This is a genomic window from Tepidibacter mesophilus, assembly GCF_002724055.1.
Classification (GTDB): domain Bacteria; phylum Bacillota; class Clostridia; order Peptostreptococcales; family Peptostreptococcaceae; genus Tepidibacter_A; species Tepidibacter_A mesophilus.
In genome coordinates this window covers 24,022-44,301 of sequence record NZ_BDQY01000018.1, presented here as the reverse complement: position 1 = coordinate 44,301, position 20,280 = coordinate 24,022, and the positions used below count along the sequence as shown (strand labels likewise).

The following is a 20,280-nucleotide window of genomic DNA, read 5'->3' as shown; positions in this document are numbered from 1 at the left end:
AAAAATATCTATCCATATGGATAGATATTTTTTGATTAAAATTAATTTACAAGGTTAAACTAAGAACATATTAAAATTTAAGAATCAGAGGTGTGATTAATGCAAGGATATGTTAAAGGTAAGCCTATATTTACTAGTATAAATAATGTTGATAATCAATACCCTTATTTAACTGAAGATTTAGAAACGGATGTAGTAATTGTAGGTGGAGGAGTTACTGGAAGTATATGCTCTTATTATATGTCTAAAAATAACATAAAATCAGTATTAATTGAAAAGGGAAGGATAGCTCATGGAAGTACGAGTGTTACAACATCTCTTTTACAATATGAATTAGATGAAAATGCATCTGACCTTACAGAAAGTATAGAAAGTAAAGATATTGTAAGAGCATATGAACTTGGGATACATGCTTTGAAGGAGATAGAAAAATTCGTAGATGAGTATGGGAATAGATGTGATTACATAAAGAGAGATACCTTACTTTATACAGCTAAAAATCTTGAAAAAAATAGTATTAAAGAAGAATATGAATTTAGGAAAAAGAATGGATTTGATGTTGAATATATAGATGAATTAGATAATCCATATATGTTTGATTTAAAGGCAGGACTTTTATCAAAAAAAGGAGGAGCTGAGATAGATCCATATAAATTTACTAAACACCTTCTTGAAGTGAGTAAGAAAAAAGGTGCTCTTGTATATGAAAATACTGACGCTAAAAAAATAGAATATTTAAATGAAGGAGTAATAGTACATACGTGTTATGGATATAAGATTAAAGCAAAAAAAGTAATTGTTGCTACAGGATATAATACTAGTTTGTTCACTAATAAAAATTTTGGAACTAAGTATAGCACATTTAATATAGCTACTAAACCCGTCAAAGAAATTATAGGTTGGAAAGATAGGGTATTAATTAGAGATAATTCAGATCCGTATAACTACCTTAGAACTACAAATGACAATAGGTTAATTATAGGTGGAGAAGATATAGATTTTAAAGAAATAGAGGATGAAGATATAGCTTTAAAAAAATATTCTATATTAGAACAAAGGCTTAAATCTATGTTTAAAGATATAGATGATATAGAAGTTGAGTATAGATATTGTGGATGTTTTGAAACAACTAAAGATAACTTGGGATATATTGGATCTGACATAAAAAATGATAATCTTTGGTACTGTCTAGGATATGGAGCTAATGGAATACTATTTGCTATATTAGGAGCAATGATGTTGAGCAAATTATATTATAATGAAAAAGATGAGGATATGAGATTATTTAAAGTAAATAGATTTGATAATTAAGATATTGAGTAAAATATTATAAAAAACAGTTTTTTTAAAATAAAGAAGCTGTTTTTTTGATTAAATATACAAATCAGAAAATTGGATAATTTCAAAAGAATAATAATTTAATGTAAAATTCAATTATAAAGAACTAGTAAAAAATATAAAATTAACGAATAAAAATTACTTTGTTCTATGAACATTAACAAAAAATATACAAAAAAACATTAAAAAGACTAAAAAATGACGGAAAAATATAAAGAAAATAAAAATAAAATGAAAAATAAATAAAAAAATAAATTAATCGCGATTAAAATAATGTACGTGAAAAATACATTGTTATATTGTTGACAAAGAAAAATGGAAATAATATACTTTGACTAGAAGCATAACAAGATAAATGTTTTGGATGAAGGTAGCGGGAGAGCGTAGCACCGAAGAAGTAAAGCTTTCAGGTAAAAAGACCGCTATTGGACAAATCTCTGGAGAGACTCTATGGAGCACCGAAGGAGCAAACTGCATTTAATTATGCATGTGAAACTCTCAGGTAAAAGGACAGGGAGATTCTCCCAGCTTTTTTAAATCTATTAGAAATAATAAAAGCAGGAGGTAAATGTTATGGAACAAATTAATCAAATTGCACAAAATATCAATTCTTTCGTATGGGGACCACCACTTCTCATATTACTCGTTGGTACGGGTATCTTTTTATCATTCAAACTAGGTTTTTTACAAGTATTTAGGCTTCCATTAGCACTTAAGTATCTTTTTTCAGAAGACTGTGAGGCAAAAGATATTAAGGCAGAAGGTGATGTATCTGCGTTTGCAGCTGTGTGTACGGCATTATCAGCTACTATAGGTACAGGCAATATAGTCGGAGTTGCAACTGCAATAAGGATGGGAGGGCCTGGAGCCTTATTTTGGATGTGGGTAGCAGCGTTTTTTGGAATGGCAACAAAATATGCAGAAGCACTTTTAGCAGTTAAATACAGGGTAGTAGATGATAATGGACAAATGTCAGGAGGCCCTATGTATTATATTGAGAGAGGATTCAAAAATAAGTTTCTTGCAAAATGTTTTGCGGTATTTGGGATAGGAGTTGCTTTCTTTGGCATAGGAACATTTGCACAAGTAAACTCTATAACATCAGCTGTTAATATAGCTTTTAATATTCCTATTTTAATAACAGGGATAGTACTTACTGTATCTGTTGCTATGGTTACTCTTGGAGGAATAAAGAGTATAGCAAAAGTTTCCGAGGTTATAGTTCCTTTTATGGCGGCATCATATATAATTTGTACATTAATAATACTTTTATTAAATGCAGGTCAAATTCCTGATACAATAAGCTTTATAGTAAAAAGCGCTTTTAGTCCAACAGCTGCAGCTGGTGGATTTGCAGGATCAACAGTAGCACTTGCATTAAAGAGTGGGGTATCAAGAGGTGTATTTTCAAATGAATCAGGACTTGGTTCTGCTCCTATAGCAGCAGCTGCTGCTAAGACTAATTCTTGTGTAAGACAAGGTCTAGTTCAGATGACAGGTACATTCTTTGATACTATAATAGTATGTACAATGACAGGTTTAACTTTGGTTCTTACAGGTATGTGGAATAATCCTAATATTGAAGGTGCTGCAGCTACAACTGCTGCATTTAGAGCTGGACTTCCTTCTATGCCTATAATTGGAGAGTTAATAGTTACTATAGGACTTATATTCTTTGCTTTTACTACTATACTTGGATGGAATTATTATGGAGAGAGATGTACTGAGTATTTATTTGGAGTTAAAGGAATAAAGCCTTATAAATATATATTTATATTCCTTGTGGGTATAGGACCTTTCTTAAAGCTTAGCTTAATATGGACAGTGGCTGATATAGTTAATGGACTTATGGCTATTCCAAATCTTATTGCTATAATAGGTCTTAGTGGGGTTATATCAAAAGAGACTAAGATGTATTTTGATGAATTGAAAAAAGAAAAACAAGCATCTTAAAAATAAAGGGGTTGTCTCAAAATAGAAATTATTTTCTGTTTTGAGACAGCCCTATTTTTATAAATTAAACTATCATGTTATTATATTTAATTTTTTAAAATTGTTAATGTGTAGGAATTTTTATGAAGAAAGTTTATACTAAAATTGTAAGATGTATTAATAAATAAAAGATAGTAGTGAAAATATGAAGGTAGGAGATGTACATGAATATTTTAATAGCAGATGATGAAAAAAGTATGCTTAAGATTTTAAAAGCATATTTTGAAAAAGAAGGATTCAATATACTTTTGGCAGAAGATGGGGAGGAGGCTTTGGATTTATTTTATAATCATGAAATAGATCTTGCTATACTAGATTGGATGATGCCAAAAGTGAGTGGAATAGATCTTTGTAAGGAAATAAAAGAAAAAAGTAATATAAAGGTTTTAATGCTTACTGCTAAATGTGAAAATGATAGCGAGCTTAAGGCATTAAATTTAGGTGCAGATGAATATATTAAAAAACCTTTTGATCCAAGGATATTGATTATAAGGGCAAAAAAGCTTTTAAAAGAAGAAAAAGTTGTATACGTAAAAGAATTAAAAGTAAATTTTGAAGCGAAAAAGATATTTAAAAATGGACGAGATTTACATGTTACGAAAAAAGAATTTGATTTGATGTATTGTTTTCTAAAAAATAAAGGAATGATATTATCTAGACAAAAGCTTCTTGATCTAGTTTGGGGAATTGATTATGTAGGTGAAGATAGAACCGTGGATACTCATGTAAGAAGATTAAGAGAAAAGATAGGAGAAGATTATATTAAGACCCATAGAGGGATGGGGTATAGCTTGGAGGGAAAAAATGAATAAGCTGAGCAAAAAGCTTTCTATCAGAATATCTACTGTTATTGCAATGGTATTTTTATTTTCTTTTCTTTTGAATAATTATTTTTTATCTAGATATTATTTAAGTGAGATGAAAGGAAATCTAGATAAAATATCAAATCACATACAAGCGATGGACCTAAGCTACTTTTTAGATAATATAGACGAACTAGAAGAAAAATATAATGTTACCATTGTTTATCATAGTGTAGAAGATACAACAGAAGGTTTTAATGAAAGTATGAAAGCACAATTTGGTAGAAAGAATATTAAACTAAATAAATTTTGGGTACATGAGGTTGCTTTAGATAAAATAAAAGAAGAGAAAATTGTAAAAAAAATTTATAATCAAGGAAAGATAAAATCAAGCTTTTTGGTAGCTTATATAAAAAAAGAAAATATAGCTATTGCTATAGGAGTTTCTATTGTTCATGATAGGGATACGATAAAGATTATAAATCAATTTAATTTATATCTTATGAGCATGTGTTTAATTTTGACCATTACTGTAGTATGGGTGTTTTCAAGAAAAATCATCCAGCCTTTAGAAAAGCTTGAAAATGTATCAAAAGATATAGCAAATTTGAAATTTAAAAAAGTAAATATTAAAACAGGGGATGAAATAGAAGAACTTGCAGAAAGTATTAACAGGATGAGTGAAAAGCTTGAAAAATCTCATGCTGATTTGGAAGAAAAAAATGAGAACTTAAAACATTTTATATCTAATATAACTCATGAAATAAAAACTCCTTTAGCTTTAATCAAGGCATATGCCATGGGGATAAAGGATGATTTGGATGATGGGACTTATATTGATACAATAAATGATCAAACAGAAGCAATTTCTGATTTAATAGATAATCTCCTTCAACTATCAAAGCTAGAAAAAGATGTTTTAAATAAAACCTCTTTTGATTTAGAAAGTTTATTTTTTACCATTCTTGAAAAATATAAGATTGATATTGAAAATAAAAAAATTCTTGTTTCAATAAATAAAGAGAATTTAAGAGAGCCTTTTATATATGCGGATATGCAAAAAATAAAAATGGTTTTTAATAATTTAATAAGTAATGCAATAAAATATACGAGCAATGGAGAAATAAATATAAAATTAGAAAATAGCAAAGATCAAGTCTTCTTTTCTGTAAAAAATGGAATAAATGGTTATGAAGAAAAAGAGATAAATAAAATATGGGAGCCTTTTTATGTAATGGAAACATCTAGATCCAAACAATTATCAGGCACAGGGTTAGGGCTCTCTATTGTAAAAGGAATACTTAATAAGCATGATTTTGAGTATGGAGTAAAAATATATAAAAAGGAAATTGAATTTTATATATTTTTAAAAAAAGAATTCTAAAGACAGAATTCTTTTTCTTGTCATATTGGTGTAACAAAATAAAGATATATTTGATTTGGAGGTGGACACATGAAAAAAAATATATCTTTATTAATGTGTTTTATTTTAATTATGAGTATACTTGGTGGATGCAGTGATGAAGCTATAAATGCTGTTAATACACAAACACAAGTAAAAGCAATGGATTTTAATTTTGATGTGAATCCAGAAACTTTTGAGGTAACTATCGAATCAGATGGAGTAAAGGAAAAAGCTTCAGAGGGATTACAAAAGAGAGAAGTATCAAATTTAAAGAAATCAAAAGACAAGATTTCATGGAAATATCCTAATGAAAATATTGATATTGAATTAAAAAAAGAAAAAGAGTATCTGAGTGTAAAAATAAAGTCAAATGAAGTGGAAAATTCACAGTTTCAATGGCCTACTGTTCATGCTAAAAGCTATACAATTCCAATACATGAAGGTAAGTATATACCAAGCAATAATAAATATTGGAAGGAGTTTTTAAATAATGAAAGCTATACAGTAGCAGAATCTTTTTCCATGCAGTTTTTTGCTTTAAACAAGAAAAGATACTCTATTGTTTATGTAATTGAAAATATGTTTAACAATGAAATTACTTTTGATTCAAAAGAAGACATTAAATTTACATTTAAACATGAATTTCCTACTATAAACAAAAATAAAGAATATGGATTCAAAATATATGTTACGAATAAAAATACTATAGATATCGCAAAAACATATAAAAATTATGTTGTTGAAAAAGGAAAATTTAAAACATTAGAAGAAAAAGCAAAAATGAATAAAAATATAGAAAAGCTTTATGGTGCAATTCATATGTATTTTTGGGATAAATCTGTTGTTTCACAGGAAAATATAAAATGGAATGAATTTAGAAAAAATACATCAGTAGAAACGATGAACTGGATAAAAAAATTAATGAAAGAAAATATAGAAAATGGCAATGAAGTAATAAAGGTTTTTGATGATATAAAAAATCAAGATTATGTGGATGAATATCAAAAGAAAGTAATAATTAGAGCTTTAAATGAAGTACTTTTATTAAAAGAATTTTATAATATTAAAGTATTTACTAATATAGATGAAAAAACGAAAAAATTACTAAACAAAGGTTTAGATAATTTGAATCCATTGGAAATTATAAATTTGAACAAAAGAGTATTACAATATAATATGAAAAATATTTTTGAACCAGTAGAAAATTGGGCAAACACTAGGAATATTGATTTACTAGAAGATATAAATAAATCAGGAATAAAAAATGCATGGATAGGATTTGAGGATTGGAGACAAGGTTATATAAAGCCTGAATTAGTAGAAAAAGCAAATGAAATGGAATATTTAATAGGGACCTATGACTCGTATCATTCCATTCATAAACCAGGAAAAGAAGAATGGATTACGGCTTCATTTAAAGATACATCTTTATTTGAAAATGCTACTATTACAGGAAGAAGTGGAGAAAAGAAAGAGGGCTTTAAGGGTGTAGGAAGAAAGCTGAATCCTACTTTATCAATGACAGCTGTAAGAGAAAGAGTGCAAAATATATTAAATACTGGTGTAAATTTCAATTCTTGGTTTGTTGATTGTGATGCTGCAGGAGAAATCTTTGATGATTATTCACCAAATCATATAACAACACAAGAAGAGGATGTGAAAGCGAGACTAAAGAGAATGGAATACATAGCAAACGATAAAAATATGGTTGTAGGATCTGAAGGGGGAAATGATTATGCAAGCCAAGCAATTGCTTTTGCTCACGGTATCGAACTACCAACTTTTTCTTGGATGGATAAGGATATGAGCAAAAATAAAAATAGTGAATATTATCTTGGACGATATTATTCTATAGATGGAGGTGTGCCTGAAAAGTATTCAAAACAAGTTCCTATAAAAGAACTATATAAACAGGTATTCCTTAATCCCGTATATTCACTTCCTCTTTACAAGCTTGTTTATAATGACTGTGTAATAACGAGTTATCATTGGGATTGGTCAAGCCTTAAGATAAAAGATGAAGTAGAAAATAGGATGATGAATGAGATTTTATATAATGTTTCGCCGTTATATCATATAGATAAAAAAGAGTGGAATAAAAATAAGGATTTAATTCTTTCACATTATAAAGTTTGGGCACCTTTTCATAAAAAAGCTGTAAAGAAAGAAATGACAGACTTTAAGGTTCTTTCGAAAGACAGAATGGTTCAAATGAGTGAGTTTGGATACGATCTAAAGGTAGTTGCAAATTTTTCAAACAAAGATTTTAAATATGAGAATGACGTTATAAAAGGAAAATCGCTGATTATATATAGTGGGGATAAAAAAATAAAATATAAACCGTGCATCTTACAATAACAAAAGAAGTTACTTCAATTATCAAAAACCTTATACTGCATTATTAAAAAATAGGGGATACCTTTTATCTCTAAATTAAATAAAAACATTAAAATTTCATTATTATTCGCAATGAAATTTTAATGTTTTTCAATTTTTCTAGTTTAATAAATGTTGTTCATATTTGTAAGAAAAAAGAGCTATTTCATTTTAAAAATTACTTTCTATTTTTGAGCAACGAAGCCATAAAGGGTTATTGGCGACATGAGTAAGTACGTAGCAACTAGACGAATTCTTATATCTCTATTCCTTTATTTTCTATATTTAGTTTTTTTACACTCCATGTATTATTTAAAGTAGAAGTATACTCTTCAATTTTATTATAAAAACTTATATCATCTTCTTTAATCATAGCCATTATAGTTGGACCAGCACCGCTTAAAAATACTCCTACACTGTCTAAATCCTTACACTTTTTTATTATATTATCATAGTCTTTAATTAAACTTCCTCTATACTTTTGATGAAGGTTATCTTTACATGCAAGTTTAATCAAATCAAATTGACCGTTAATTAAAGCAGATACCATAAGAGAAACTCTTCCTACATTAAAAACTCCATCTTTATAAGGTATTTCACTTGGCAAAACTGATCTTGATTTTTCTGTAGATAACTGAAAGTCTGGTATTAGTGCACAAAACTTCAACCCTCTTGGGATGTTTATCTTACTATAATATATATCAGTTCCTTCCTTAATAGAAGTAACCATTCCTCCAAGTAATGCAGGTGCTACGTTGTCTGGATGACCTTCAATTTCTGATGAAATTTTTAATATATCATCTTTATTTAATTTGTTGCCAGCTATTTTGTTAGCTGCAATTACTCCTCCTAGTACACAAGATGCACTACTTCCAAGTCCTCGAGATATAGGAATGTCATTTTCTATTTTAATTTTTATACCTTTATGTTTGTATCCTATTTTTTCAAAGCATTTTTTCATAGCTTTGTATATTAAATTATCTTCATTACAGTATTCATCGTCACATCCTTCTATTATAAGACCATCTTCTATTTCTTCAACAAAAAAGTTATTATATATATCAAGGGCTATTCCTAGACAATCAAATCCAGGACCTATATTAGCAGTTGTTGCTGGTATTTTTACATTTATCATATTAATCACCTACACATTCAATATATTATTAATAATAGATTTCATTTTATCTTTTTTACAAATACTACAGTGAACTACTCTTTTGCTTTTTAGTTCTTGGACAGCTTTAGGAACTTTTATATTGGAAATATTAGATAATTTATCTATTAATCCAAAATCAGATAATACATCGTAGTTGTTATCTATTGATTTTACAACACTTTCTGGAAATTTAAATGGGCTAGCCGTTGATGCAATTATAGTTTTTGTAGAATCATTAGTTTTTTGTCTGTATTTTTGATAGACACAGTAAGCTACGCTTGTATGTGTGTCTATTACATAGTTAAAATCGTTGTAAACTTCTTTTATAGTTGATAGAGTCTCTTCTTGGGTTGCAAAGTCAGCATAAAAGTGATCTAGCTTATTTTTCATATTTTCATTTATTGCGTATATTCCATTAGTTTTTAATTCTTCCATGAGATTTCTTACTAAGTATGGGTTATCACTGCTTATTTCATATAACAACCTTTCTAGATTGCTGGATATTAGAATATCCATAGAAGGAGATGAAGTAAGCTTGAATTCTCGTCTTATATCATAAACTCCTGTATTTATAAAGTCGCATAAAACATTGTTTTCATTCGAAGCACATATTAGTTTGTTTATAGGAAGCCCCATATTTTTAGCATAAAAAGCAGCTAGTATATTTCCGAAGTTTCCGGTTGGAACCACTACGTTTATTTTTTCGTTTTCTTGTATATCTCCGATTTTCAATAGTTGAACATATGAACTCACATAATATACTATTTGAGGAACTAATCTTCCTATATTTATAGAGTTAGCTGATGAAAGTATATAGTTTTTATTAGATAACAAATTATTAAATTTTTTGTCTGAAAAAATTTCTTTAACACCCCTTTGAGCATCATCAAAGTTGCCATTTATACCTATTACATGAGTATTTTTGCCATCTTGAGTAATCATCTGTTTTTCTTGGATTGTGCTTACTCCTTTTTTAGGATAAAAAACTATTATTTGAGTTTTATCTACGTTATTAAATCCCTCTAGTGCAGCTTTTCCTGTGTCTCCTGAGGTAGCTGTTAATATAACTATTTCTTTTTGTATATTTAAATTTTTGCAAGAAGCTTTTAAAAGATGGGGAAGTATAGATAGAGCCATATCTTTAAAAGCGAGAGTAGGTCCGTGATAAAGTTCTAAAAAGTAATTGTTGTCTATTTTTTTTAATGGTGCTACTAAATTAGAGCTAAATTTATCGTCATAAGCATTATCTATGCAGTTTTTTAAAGTCAACTCATCAAAGTCTGTAAAAAATTTATTTATTATATAAAAAGCAATTTCTTTATAATTCATAGACATCATGTCTTTAAAAGTTATATCTATATAAGGAAATTCTGTAGGTACGTATAACCCACCATCATTTGCTAAGCCCTTTAATATAGCATCTGAAGAGGTGACCCTATTACTATCTCCTCTTGTGCTTTTGTATAAAATATCCATATAATATCACCTCTTAAACAAGTTTTAAATTATTAATATAATACAATGTATACGTATAAAATACAAGTGTTTTTTATTAGTAAACAAAAAAAGACTCACTTAATCTTCGATTTGGATTTTTAGTTACATATTGATAGCTTTAAAATACAGATTATCATGTTATAATTTAATTACCAGAAAGTTCATATATATAAAAGGAAAATCAAAAGATATATTGTATTATGTAAGTAGGTAAGTTGAATATACTATTACAGTGGAAAGGACGTGATAATATGTTATATAGAAAATTTGGAAAAACTAATGAAAAGGTATCTACACTAGGATTTGGGTGTATGAGATTCCAAGTTATAGATGGGAAAAACGATCAGATAAATGAAGAGGAAGCAATTAAACAAATAAGATATGCTATAGATAATGGTGTTAACTATATTGATACAGCATATCCGTATCATGAAGGTATGAGTGAAATTGTTACAGGTAAGGCACTTAAGGATGGTTATAGAGATAAGGTATTTTTGGCTACTAAGCTTCCGTCATGGCTTATAAAGAGTAGAGAGGATATGGATAAGTATTTAAATGAACAGCTTGAAAAATTAGAAACTGATTATATAGACTTTTATTTAGTACATACTTTGACTAAAAATTTATGGAGTAATTTAAAGGAACACGATATATTTGATTTTTTAGATACTATAGTTAAGGATGGAAGGGTTAAGCATGTTGGATTTTCTTTTCATGATGAACTTCCTCTTTTTAAAGAAATAGTAGATGCTTACGATTGGGAATTTTGTCAGATACAATATAATTTTATGGATGAGAATTATCAAGCTGGAAAAGAAGGACTTAAGTACGCAAGTGATAAGGGGTTAGGTGTTGTCATAATGGAGCCTTTAAGAGGTGGGAGCCTTGGAAGAAATGTTCCAGATGATATTCAAGATGTATGGGATAAAGCTGATGTTAAGAGAAGTCCTGCTGAGTGGGCATTAAGATTTTTATGGGATCAACCTGAGGTAAGTGTAGTGCTTAGTGGTATGAATGATATGAATCATATAGATGAGAATATAAAGACTGCAAGTGATACTTATGAAAATTCGCTTACTGAAAAAGAGAGAAGATTAATAGATGAAGTTAAAGATATATATTTAAATAGAATGGTAGTAAACTGTACGGATTGCAAGTATTGTATGCCATGTCCAGCAGGAGTTAATATACCTAGAAACTTTGAAATTTTAAATGGTGCTTCTATGTACAATGATGTTGAACATTTTAAATGGATGTACAGTAATTTTGTTGGTTATAAGGAAAAAGCTTTGCATTGTGTAGAGTGTGGTAAGTGTGAAGAGGCATGCCCTCAGCATATAAATATAATTGATAGTCTTAAAAGTGTTACAAAATTATTTGAGTAAAAACTATATATATTTATATTTTATAAATAACCTGCCAAAAGGCAGGTTATTTTGTTATTAAAATAAATTATATTTCATTTAATGGGGAATTTATTTTTAAGGAATTTTTAGACAAATTAAAAAATATGTTGACGAAACATGTACGTACAAGATATAATCAACTCATAACAACTTGTACGTACATGAAAAAGAAGAAAACGTTATCTGAGATTGGGAAAAGTTTATATAAAATATAAGGGAGGTTATATATATGTCTAAATTTTCAAATGATGTATCGCAATTATTAGAGTATATTGGCGGAAAAGAAAATATAGCAGCGGTTTCTCATTGTATGACTCGTATGAGATTCGTACTTAATGATCCTAAAAAAGCTGATGTTAAGAAGATAGAGAGTATAAAAGCTGTAAAGGGAAGTTTTACTCAAGCAGGACAATTCCAAGTTATAGTCGGAAATGAAGTAGCAACTTTTTATAATGAATTTACAGCAAAAGCTGGGGTTGAAGCCGTAAGTAAAGATGATGCTAAAAAAGCAGGAAGACAAAATCTAACCTTACTTCAAAGGTTAATATCCCATTTAGGGGAAATTTTCTCTCCGCTTATTCCAGCAATAGTTGTTGGAGGCTTGATATTAGGATTTAGAAATGTTATAGGGGATATTAAACTTCTTGAGTCAGGAACTAAGTCGTTAATAGAAGTATCGCAGTTTTGGTCAGGTGCACATCACTTCTTATGGTTAATAGGCGAAGCTATATTCTTCTATTTACCGGTTGGGATTACATGGTCTATATCTAAAAAAATGGGGGCAACTCAAATTCTAGGTATTGTACTTGGAATTACATTAGTTTCTCCTCAATTATTAAATGCTTATGCAGTAGCTGGTGGTGCCCAGGCTCCAGTTTGGGATTTTGGATTTGCTCAGATTAAGATGATTGGCTATCAGGCACAGGTTATACCTGCAATATTAGCTGGATTTGTTTTAGCAAAATTAGAACTTATGTTAAGAGATAGAGTCCCAGGATATATTTCTATGATAGTAGTGCCGTTTCTAGCATTAATACCTACTGTATTATTAGCTCATACTGTTTTAGGGCCTTTAGGATGGAAGATAGGTTCTATGATTTCAGGTCTAGTATATTCAGGACTGACTTCAACGTTTGGATGGTTATTTGCAGCAATATTTGGATTTAGTTATGCGCCACTTGTTATTACAGGACTGCATCATATGACAAATGCTATAGATTTACAATTGATGAGTGAGATGGGTGGAACTAACTTATGGCCTATGATAGCTTTATCTAATATAGCCCAAGGTTCTGCTGTTTTAGCAATGATTTACTTAAATAAAGATGATGAAGAAGAAAAACAAGTATCTATACCAGCGGCGATATCATGTTATCTTGGAGTAACTGAACCTGCTATGTTCGGTATTAATTTAAAGTATGTATACCCATTCTTAGCAGCTATGATAGGCTCGGGGATAGCAGGAATTATATCTGTAGGGTCGGGAGTTATGGCTAACTCAATAGGAGTTGGAGGAATTCCTGGAATATTATCTATACAACCAAAGTATATAGGAATATTTGCAATAGCTATGATAGTAGCTATAATAGTACCATTTACATTAACAGTTATATTTGCAAAGAAGAAAATGACATTTAAAAAATCAGAAAAGAGTATTTGATAAAAAAGGAGGGAGTTAATCTTCTTCCTTTTATTTTATATAGCTAGCAAAAGGAGATAATTATGATGAAGAATTTTAGAAATAGTGTAGTATATCAAATATATCCAAAGTCATTTAATGACTCAAATAATGATGGATTTGGAGATATAAATGGAGTAACTGAAAAGTTAGATTATTTAAAACTGCTAGGAGTAGACTATATATGGTTGACTCCATTTTATGTTTCACCTCAAAAGGATAATGGATACGATGTTGCAGATTATTGTAAGATAGATTCTCGATTTGGAACTATTGAGGATTTTGAAAATATGGTTAAAGAGGCTAAAAAAAGAGGAATAGAAGTAATGCTTGATATGGTTTTTAATCATACATCTACAGATCATGAGTGGTTTAAGAAAGCTATTAATGGAGATGAAAAGTATAAAAACTATTATATTTTTAAAAAATCCAAGAATGAAAAAGAACCAACTAACTGGCAGTCAAAGTTTGGAGGTTGTGCTTGGGAGTATGTCAAGGAATTTGATGAATATTATCTACATTTATTTGATGTAACACAAGCTGATCTTAACTGGGAAAACAGCGGAGTGAAAAAAGAAATATTTGATATAGTTAATTTTTGGATAGATAAAGGAGTTAAAGGATTTAGGCTAGATGTTATAAACCTAATTTCGAAGCCTGATGTATATGAAGACGATCATATTGGGGATGGAAGAAGGTTCTATACTGATGGAATTAGAGTACATGAATATTTGAAAGAGTTAAACAAAGAGACCTTTGGAAAACATGAAGATATTATAACTGTTGGGGAAATGTCATCTACTACTATGGATAATTGTATAAAGTATTCAAATCCTGATGAGAAAGAGTTATCTATGGTATTCAATTTTCACCATCTTAAAGTAGACTATGAAAATGGGGATAAATGGACTTTGGTGGACTTTGACTTTATAAAGTTAAAAGAGATATTAAATTCTTGGCAAATAGGTATGGAAAAAGGGAATGGGTGGAATGCTCTATTTTGGAGCAATCATGACCAACCTCGTATAGTTTCTCGTTTTGGAGATGATAAAAAATATCATAAAGAGTCTGCAAAAATGCTTGCAACTGCTATTCATATGTTAAGAGGAACTCCTTATATATATCAAGGCGAAGAGCTTGGAATGACTAATCAGTATATTGATAGTATAGATAAATATAAGGATATTGAGTCTATTAATTACTATAATATACTAAAAAGTGAAGGCAAGGATGAAAAGGAAATTATAAAGATATTACAAGCTAAGTCTCGTGATAATGCTCGTACACCTATGCAGTGGGATGAAAGTGAAAATGGTGGATTTACAATGGGAAAGCCATGGATTAATCCAGGACAAACTCACAAACACATAAATGCAAAATCTTCACTTGACGACAAAAACTCAATATTTTATCACTATCAAAAGCTTATTAAATTGAGAAAAGAGTATGATGTTATATCTAATGGAACATATAAACCAATACTTGAAAATGATAAATCAATATTTGCATATATTAGGGAATATGGAGGTAACAAATTATTAGTTATAAACAACTTCTATTCTGAAGAAGCGGTATTTGAACTTCCTCAAGATGTACAAATAGATAGATTTAAAACTAAAATATTGATTTCAAATTACAGTGATTCTTCAAATGAAATAAAAAAAGTTAATTTAAGACCTTATGAATCTATAGTTTATTATATTGAAAAATAACCATTAAAAAGTTACAATATATTAAGGTGATAATATATGGTAAGTAAATATCTAATTATTTATAATGAAATAAAGGAAAAAGTAGAAAATGGTGATATTAAGCCAAGTACGAAGCTTGCATCTGAAAATGAGTTGATGAAAGAATATAATGTGTCAAGAGATACTATAAGAAAGGCTTTGAACCTTTTGGAACAAAATGGATATATTCAAAAAATAAAGGGTAAGGGATCGTTTGTACTAAATATTAATAAGTTTGATTTTCCTATATCAGGACTTACGAGTTTTAAAGAATTGGCAAATAAAATGGGTGTTAAGTCAAACACTATATTAGAGGAGTTTGAACTTATTAAACCAGATGATTTTTTAATGAATCAATTAAATATATCTAAAAATAGTGATGTATGGAAGGTTATAAGGGTTAGAGAGATAAAGGATCAAAGAATTATACTCGATAAGGATTTCTTCAATAAAAAATATATATCACAACTTACAGAAGAAGTATGTAAGGATTCAGTATACGAATATATAGAGGGAGAACTTGGACTTAAAATAGGATTTGCTAAAAAAGAAATAACTATGCAAAAGGCTACTAAAGAAGATAGAAAATATTTAGATTTAGAAGAATATGATATGATAGTTGTAGTAAAAAACTATACATATCTAGACGATATGAGCTTGTTCCAATATACAGAATCAAGACATAGACCTGATAAGTTTAGATTCGTGGATTTTGCAAGAAGAAATTAAAAATAACCTCGGGAACTTTCAAGAGGTTATTTTTTCATGTAAGTAAACTATAATACTTTTAGATTATGGATAATATTGATGATTAACAAAAATATTTGTATTAAATTCTAAAATGTGGTATGGTGAAGAGTACAAAAGATTATACATATGATTGATTTAAGGAGACGGTTCAGGAAATTTATCAAATAAATTTATGAATCGTCTCTTACTTGCGTATTGAATCAAAAATAGAAAATTTAAGAAAATTTTAAGATTTAATTAAGCATAAATCAAGAGTCATCGATTATATTTAAAATGTAACTAGGAATATTATAGTTCCTAGTAATCGGATAATTAAATTTAGAATGGAGATACATTATATGAACAGTTATAATTTAACCAGTAAATTCAAAAAAATATTTATTAAAAATCCTATTTTCTTCATATTATTATTGGGAATATCTAATATTATATTAGTATTACCTCAAAACATTAAAATTTTACACTTTAAATCAATTTTAATTCATAAGAACTTATATATTTTAAATGGATTTCTATTAATTTTCCTATTTCATAAAAACTATAAAAAAAAGCCTTGTATAGACGAAATTGTATTAAGTAAAGATAGAACTAGAGTTAGGGGATATCTACAAAAATATGGATATAATTCAATATCATATTTGGCTTTAGAAAAAGATAAAAGATACTTTTTTTCTGAAAATATAGAAGGTGCAATCGCTTATGTTATAAGCTCGGGAGTTGCAGTTTGTGCAGGAGATCCAATATGTTATGAAGATGATGCTGAGGACTTTATATCAGAATTTATTTCTTATTGTAAAGAAAAACAATTACGTATTTGTTTTTGTCAAGTAAGTGAAAAGTTTACAAATGAATTCAATGAGTTGGGGTTTGGATTTATTAAATATGGAGAAGAAGCTATATTTGATTTACAAACATACACTACATCTGGGAAAAAGGCTTCAAAAATAAGGCAGGCCATTAATAATGCTAACAGATTAGGGGTTGAAGTATTTGAGTATAAACCTTTAGAAAACAAAGATGTTATCATAGAAAAGGAAATACTAGAAGTTTCAAATGAATGGCTTTCTTTTAAGAAAAGCGGAGAGTTATCTTTTATGTTAGGAAGTATTAGTCTAGACAAACCTATGGATAGAAGATATTTCATAGCAGTTGATTCACATAAAAAAATATTAGGATTTGTTGTTTTTGTGCCATTTTTAGGTGGGGAAGGATACTATGCAGATGTTACTAGAAGAAAAAAAGATGCACCAATAGGAGTTATGGAAAAGATTATGATTAATGCTTTTAATGAAATGAAAACAGAAGGAGTTAAGTGGGGAAGTTTAGGAGTCGCTCCTCTTGCTAATATAAGAGAAGATAAACAAAAAATACGAATAAGTTTATTGGCATTTGAATTTATTTACAAAAATGTTAATAATTTTTATGGATTTAAGAGCCTTCATCAATATAAAAAGAAATATGGACCAACAATGTGGGAACCTAGGTTTCTAGCATATTATCCTAGAACATTTACTCCTAAAATGGCGTACTCTATGATAAAAGTAAAAAATCCTGGTGGAGTTAAGGATTTTTTAATAAATCAAATAAAGAGAAAGGCGTAGTAAAATAGGCTAATAGAAGGTAAAACTCTAACACAGAAATTCTATTTTACAGATTTTTTAGTTTTTAAAATTAATATTATTTTTAAGTTATCTATAGGTGATTTTTCCATACATTACAAAAAATAAATATAATTAAAGTTCACTTTATTGGGTAAAACATATATATCGCCAAGTGAAAGGAATGATTTAAATGAGCAAAGTTTTATATATTACTGCTAACCCGAAATCTGAAGAGGATTCATTTAGTTTATCTGCTGGAAGAGATTTTATAAATTTATATAAAAATCAAAATTCTAATGACGAGATAGTAGAAATAGATGTATATAATACATATATTCCATTTATAGATAAAGATGTTTTAAGTGGATGGAATAAGCTTCAAGGGGGAAGTGAATTTACAAGTCTAAAGGAAGAAGAACAAAGAAAAATCTCTAGAATAAATGAACTTACAGATGAGTTTATAAATGCTGATAAGTATATATTTGTAACCCCTCTATGGAACTTTACATTACCACCTATGATGAAGGCTTATATAGATACTATATGTATAGCTGGAAAGACTTTTAAATACACTGAAAATGGTCCCGTTGGTCTACTAAAGAATAAAAAGGCTTTACATATAGAAGCTATGGGTAGTATGTATGAACAAGCAGTTGCTAATAATATTGAATTTGGAAACACGTATATGAAAGCTATAATGCCATTTATAGGTGTAGAAGATATATCTTCTATAGTAATTGATGGCACTAGTGTACTTTCTAAAGAACAGGTGAAATCTAAGATAAGTGAAGAAATTGAAACAATATGCAAATTTTTCTAATACATTAAAAAATAAGAGATATATCTTTTATAAAAGATATATCTCTTATTTTCGCTTTTAATAAATTATAGAGGAAATTATTGATAAATGGATTTTTAAGTAATGAAATGAACTTATTATATTTATATACAAAATAGAATATAATATATGGAAAAAAAATCTTAAAAAGTGTATAATGAAAGTGTGTTAAAAAAATAACTACAAAGTAAGAAAAGAGGTGTTTTATTATTTATACCATCATAACTATTTTGATTCTATGTATTGTTATAGGATACTTTATGGTGTTTTTGAACACAAAATACGAAATAGTAAATGATAAACTAGTGATAAAATATGCATTCTCAAAATTAATAATAGCAATAGAAGATATAAAAGAAATTGAAGAATCTACTTATTATACATCTCAAGATAATAACCAATATAGTATAGGAATGCAAAATGGTCAACCCGACAGAATAATAATAAAAACAAAAGACAATAAATCATATTTCATAAGTCTTAATGGTTCTCATATCTTAGTAAATAAAATAAGAAGGATAAAACCGAATATAAATATAAAGGGAATGTTTATATAAAAATAATATTTGGATTGTGTATGGTATGTAAGTAATTAATAAAAAGGAACTGTCTAATAATGATTTAGAATAATCATTTGAAAGATAGTTCTTTTCTCTTTATATTTATATATATTTTAAAAAAGCACTCGGAAAAATCATGGTATAATAGAATTAGTAGATGATGAAATAAAGGAGTGTTATAATTATACGTTGGATAGTGGAACTAACATAATTCGTATAATACGAATTATTTTCATGGAAATATTTAGTCGGGAAAATGAATATTAAATGAAAATCTAGCAGAAAGCAGGAAAACTATGAAAATTTATAAATGGTTTGATATAGATTTTACAGGAACAGAAATGATATCATTTGTAGGTGGGGGAGGAAAAACTACTAGTATATTTAAATTAGCAAAAGAATTAAAAAATATGAATAAAAAAGTATTAATTGCGACTTCAACAGCAATATACTACCCCGATGAAGGTGAGTATGATGAATTAATTATAAATGATTCAATTGACATATGTAATATGAATAAAATCAAAAAAGGAAGCATTACTGTTATAGGAAGAAAAATTTCAAAAGAAAATAAACTTTTAGGGCTCTCTAAGGAAGTGATAGATGAAATCTATAATCTTAGAATATTTGATTATGTTTTAGTTGAAGCGGATGGATCTAAAAGAAAATCTATCAAATCACCCGCTGAACATGAACCAGTTATACCTATTAATACGGATAAAGTAGTGGGAGTTATCGGGTTAGACTGTATCGGAAAAAAAATAAATGAGAAAAATGTTCATAGACCAGAGTTGTTCTGTAATATAACAAATAGTAAAATCGAAGAAATAATAGATGAAGAAAAGGTATTTCGATTAATTATACATGATAAAGGGTTGTTTAAAAATACTCCTGAAGAATGCAAAAAATACATTGTATTAAATAAGATAGAGTGTGAAGAAATACAAAAAGTATCTTCAGGAATTATAGAATTACTAATTAAAAGTGAGTTTAATGTAAGGGGTATTATTACATCTAGTATTATTAGAGAAAGGTATGATGAAGTTAAAATCAAAAAGGTCGTAAAATAGTCGATGTGGATCATAGAGGAATAAAAAAATAAAGGAAGCACTAACCATTTGGAATATATTAAAAAATAGTATTGATTTTT

At 28.3% G+C, this 20,280-nt stretch carries 15 protein-coding genes and 2 riboswitches; of the genes, 13 read left to right on the top strand and 2 right to left on the bottom strand.

Going from position 1 to position 20,280, the window contains the following annotated elements:
• Window positions 1-99: 99 nt before the first annotated feature.
• From Tmeso_RS11395 to Tmeso_RS11375, 5 genes are all read left to right on the top strand, one after another.
• Complete coding sequence (locus Tmeso_RS11395; protein WP_099191282.1) at window positions 100-1,311, top strand: NAD(P)/FAD-dependent oxidoreductase; 1,212 nt, start codon at window positions 100-102, stop codon at window positions 1,309-1,311.
• A gap of 391 nt (window positions 1,312-1,702) precedes the next feature.
• Window positions 1,703-1,770: riboswitch (glycine riboswitch) on the top strand.
• 2 nt (window positions 1,771-1,772) lie between these two features.
• Window positions 1,773-1,855: riboswitch (glycine riboswitch) on the top strand.
• A 56-nt stretch (window positions 1,856-1,911) separates the two neighbouring features.
• Window positions 1,912-3,291 (top strand): alanine/glycine:cation symporter family protein, encoded by a 1,380-nt coding sequence (locus tag Tmeso_RS11390; RefSeq protein WP_099191280.1) that lies wholly within the window; start codon window positions 1,912-1,914, stop codon window positions 3,289-3,291.
• 203 nt (window positions 3,292-3,494) lie between these two features.
• Window positions 3,495-4,142: a response regulator transcription factor gene (locus tag Tmeso_RS11385; protein WP_099191278.1), complete on the top strand. Its 648-nt coding sequence runs from the start codon at window positions 3,495-3,497 to the stop codon at window positions 4,140-4,142.
• Window positions 4,135-5,517, top strand: coding sequence for a sensor histidine kinase (locus Tmeso_RS11380; protein WP_099191276.1), 1,383 nt, complete (start codon window positions 4,135-4,137; stop codon window positions 5,515-5,517). The genes Tmeso_RS11385 and Tmeso_RS11380 overlap by 8 nt, the downstream gene beginning before the upstream one ends.
• A 69-nt stretch (window positions 5,518-5,586) precedes the next feature.
• On the top strand, window positions 5,587-7,896 hold the full coding sequence (locus tag Tmeso_RS11375; protein WP_099191274.1) for a glycoside hydrolase: 2,310 nt from the start codon (window positions 5,587-5,589) through the stop codon (window positions 7,894-7,896).
• Between the two features lie 274 nt (window positions 7,897-8,170).
• On the opposite strand, the gene thrB is transcribed toward Tmeso_RS11375, so the two are convergent.
• The gene (gene thrB / locus Tmeso_RS11370; RefSeq protein ID WP_099191272.1) at window positions 8,171-9,049 is read right to left on the bottom strand and encodes a homoserine kinase; all 879 of its coding nucleotides are present in this window, start codon (window positions 9,047-9,049) and stop codon (window positions 8,171-8,173) included.
• 9 nt (window positions 9,050-9,058) lie between these two features.
• Window positions 9,059-10,546, bottom strand: coding sequence for a threonine synthase (gene thrC / locus Tmeso_RS11365; RefSeq protein WP_099191270.1), 1,488 nt, complete (start codon window positions 10,544-10,546; stop codon window positions 9,059-9,061).
• A gap of 272 nt (window positions 10,547-10,818) precedes the next feature.
• Between thrC and Tmeso_RS11360 the strand changes: the two genes are divergently transcribed.
• From Tmeso_RS11360 to yqeC, 8 genes are all read left to right on the top strand, one after another.
• On the top strand, window positions 10,819-11,952 hold the full coding sequence (locus Tmeso_RS11360; protein ID WP_099191268.1) for an aldo/keto reductase: 1,134 nt from the start codon (window positions 10,819-10,821) through the stop codon (window positions 11,950-11,952).
• A 250-nt stretch (window positions 11,953-12,202) separates the two neighbouring features.
• A complete protein-coding gene (gene treP / locus Tmeso_RS11355) occupies window positions 12,203-13,633 on the top strand; it encodes a PTS system trehalose-specific EIIBC component (protein WP_099191266.1) in 1,431 nt (476 codons plus the stop codon).
• A 65-nt stretch (window positions 13,634-13,698) separates the two neighbouring features.
• Window positions 13,699-15,363 (top strand): alpha,alpha-phosphotrehalase, encoded by a 1,665-nt coding sequence (gene treC, locus Tmeso_RS11350; protein ID WP_099191264.1) that lies wholly within the window; start codon window positions 13,699-13,701, stop codon window positions 15,361-15,363.
• Window positions 15,364-15,399: 36 nt separating this feature from the next.
• On the top strand, window positions 15,400-16,110 hold the full coding sequence (gene treR, locus Tmeso_RS11345) for a trehalose operon repressor (protein ID WP_099191262.1): 711 nt from the start codon (window positions 15,400-15,402) through the stop codon (window positions 16,108-16,110).
• Window positions 16,111-16,469: 359 nt separating this feature from the next.
• The gene (locus Tmeso_RS11340) at window positions 16,470-17,732 is read left to right on the top strand and encodes a bifunctional lysylphosphatidylglycerol flippase/synthetase MprF (protein ID WP_099191260.1); all 1,263 of its coding nucleotides are present in this window, start codon (window positions 16,470-16,472) and stop codon (window positions 17,730-17,732) included.
• 190 nt (window positions 17,733-17,922) lie between these two features.
• Window positions 17,923-18,552 carry an NAD(P)H-dependent oxidoreductase gene (locus Tmeso_RS11335; RefSeq protein ID WP_099191258.1) on the top strand — a complete coding sequence of 210 codons (630 nt, stop codon included), beginning with the start codon at window positions 17,923-17,925 and terminating at the stop codon, window positions 18,550-18,552.
• A 281-nt stretch (window positions 18,553-18,833) separates the two neighbouring features.
• Window positions 18,834-19,127, top strand: coding sequence for a SunI/YnzG family protein (locus tag Tmeso_RS11330; protein WP_099191256.1), 294 nt, complete (start codon window positions 18,834-18,836; stop codon window positions 19,125-19,127).
• 299 nt (window positions 19,128-19,426) lie between these two features.
• The gene (gene yqeC / locus Tmeso_RS11325) at window positions 19,427-20,200 is read left to right on the top strand and encodes a selenium cofactor biosynthesis protein YqeC (RefSeq protein WP_099191254.1); all 774 of its coding nucleotides are present in this window, start codon (window positions 19,427-19,429) and stop codon (window positions 20,198-20,200) included.
• Window positions 20,201-20,280 lie beyond the last annotated feature (80 nt).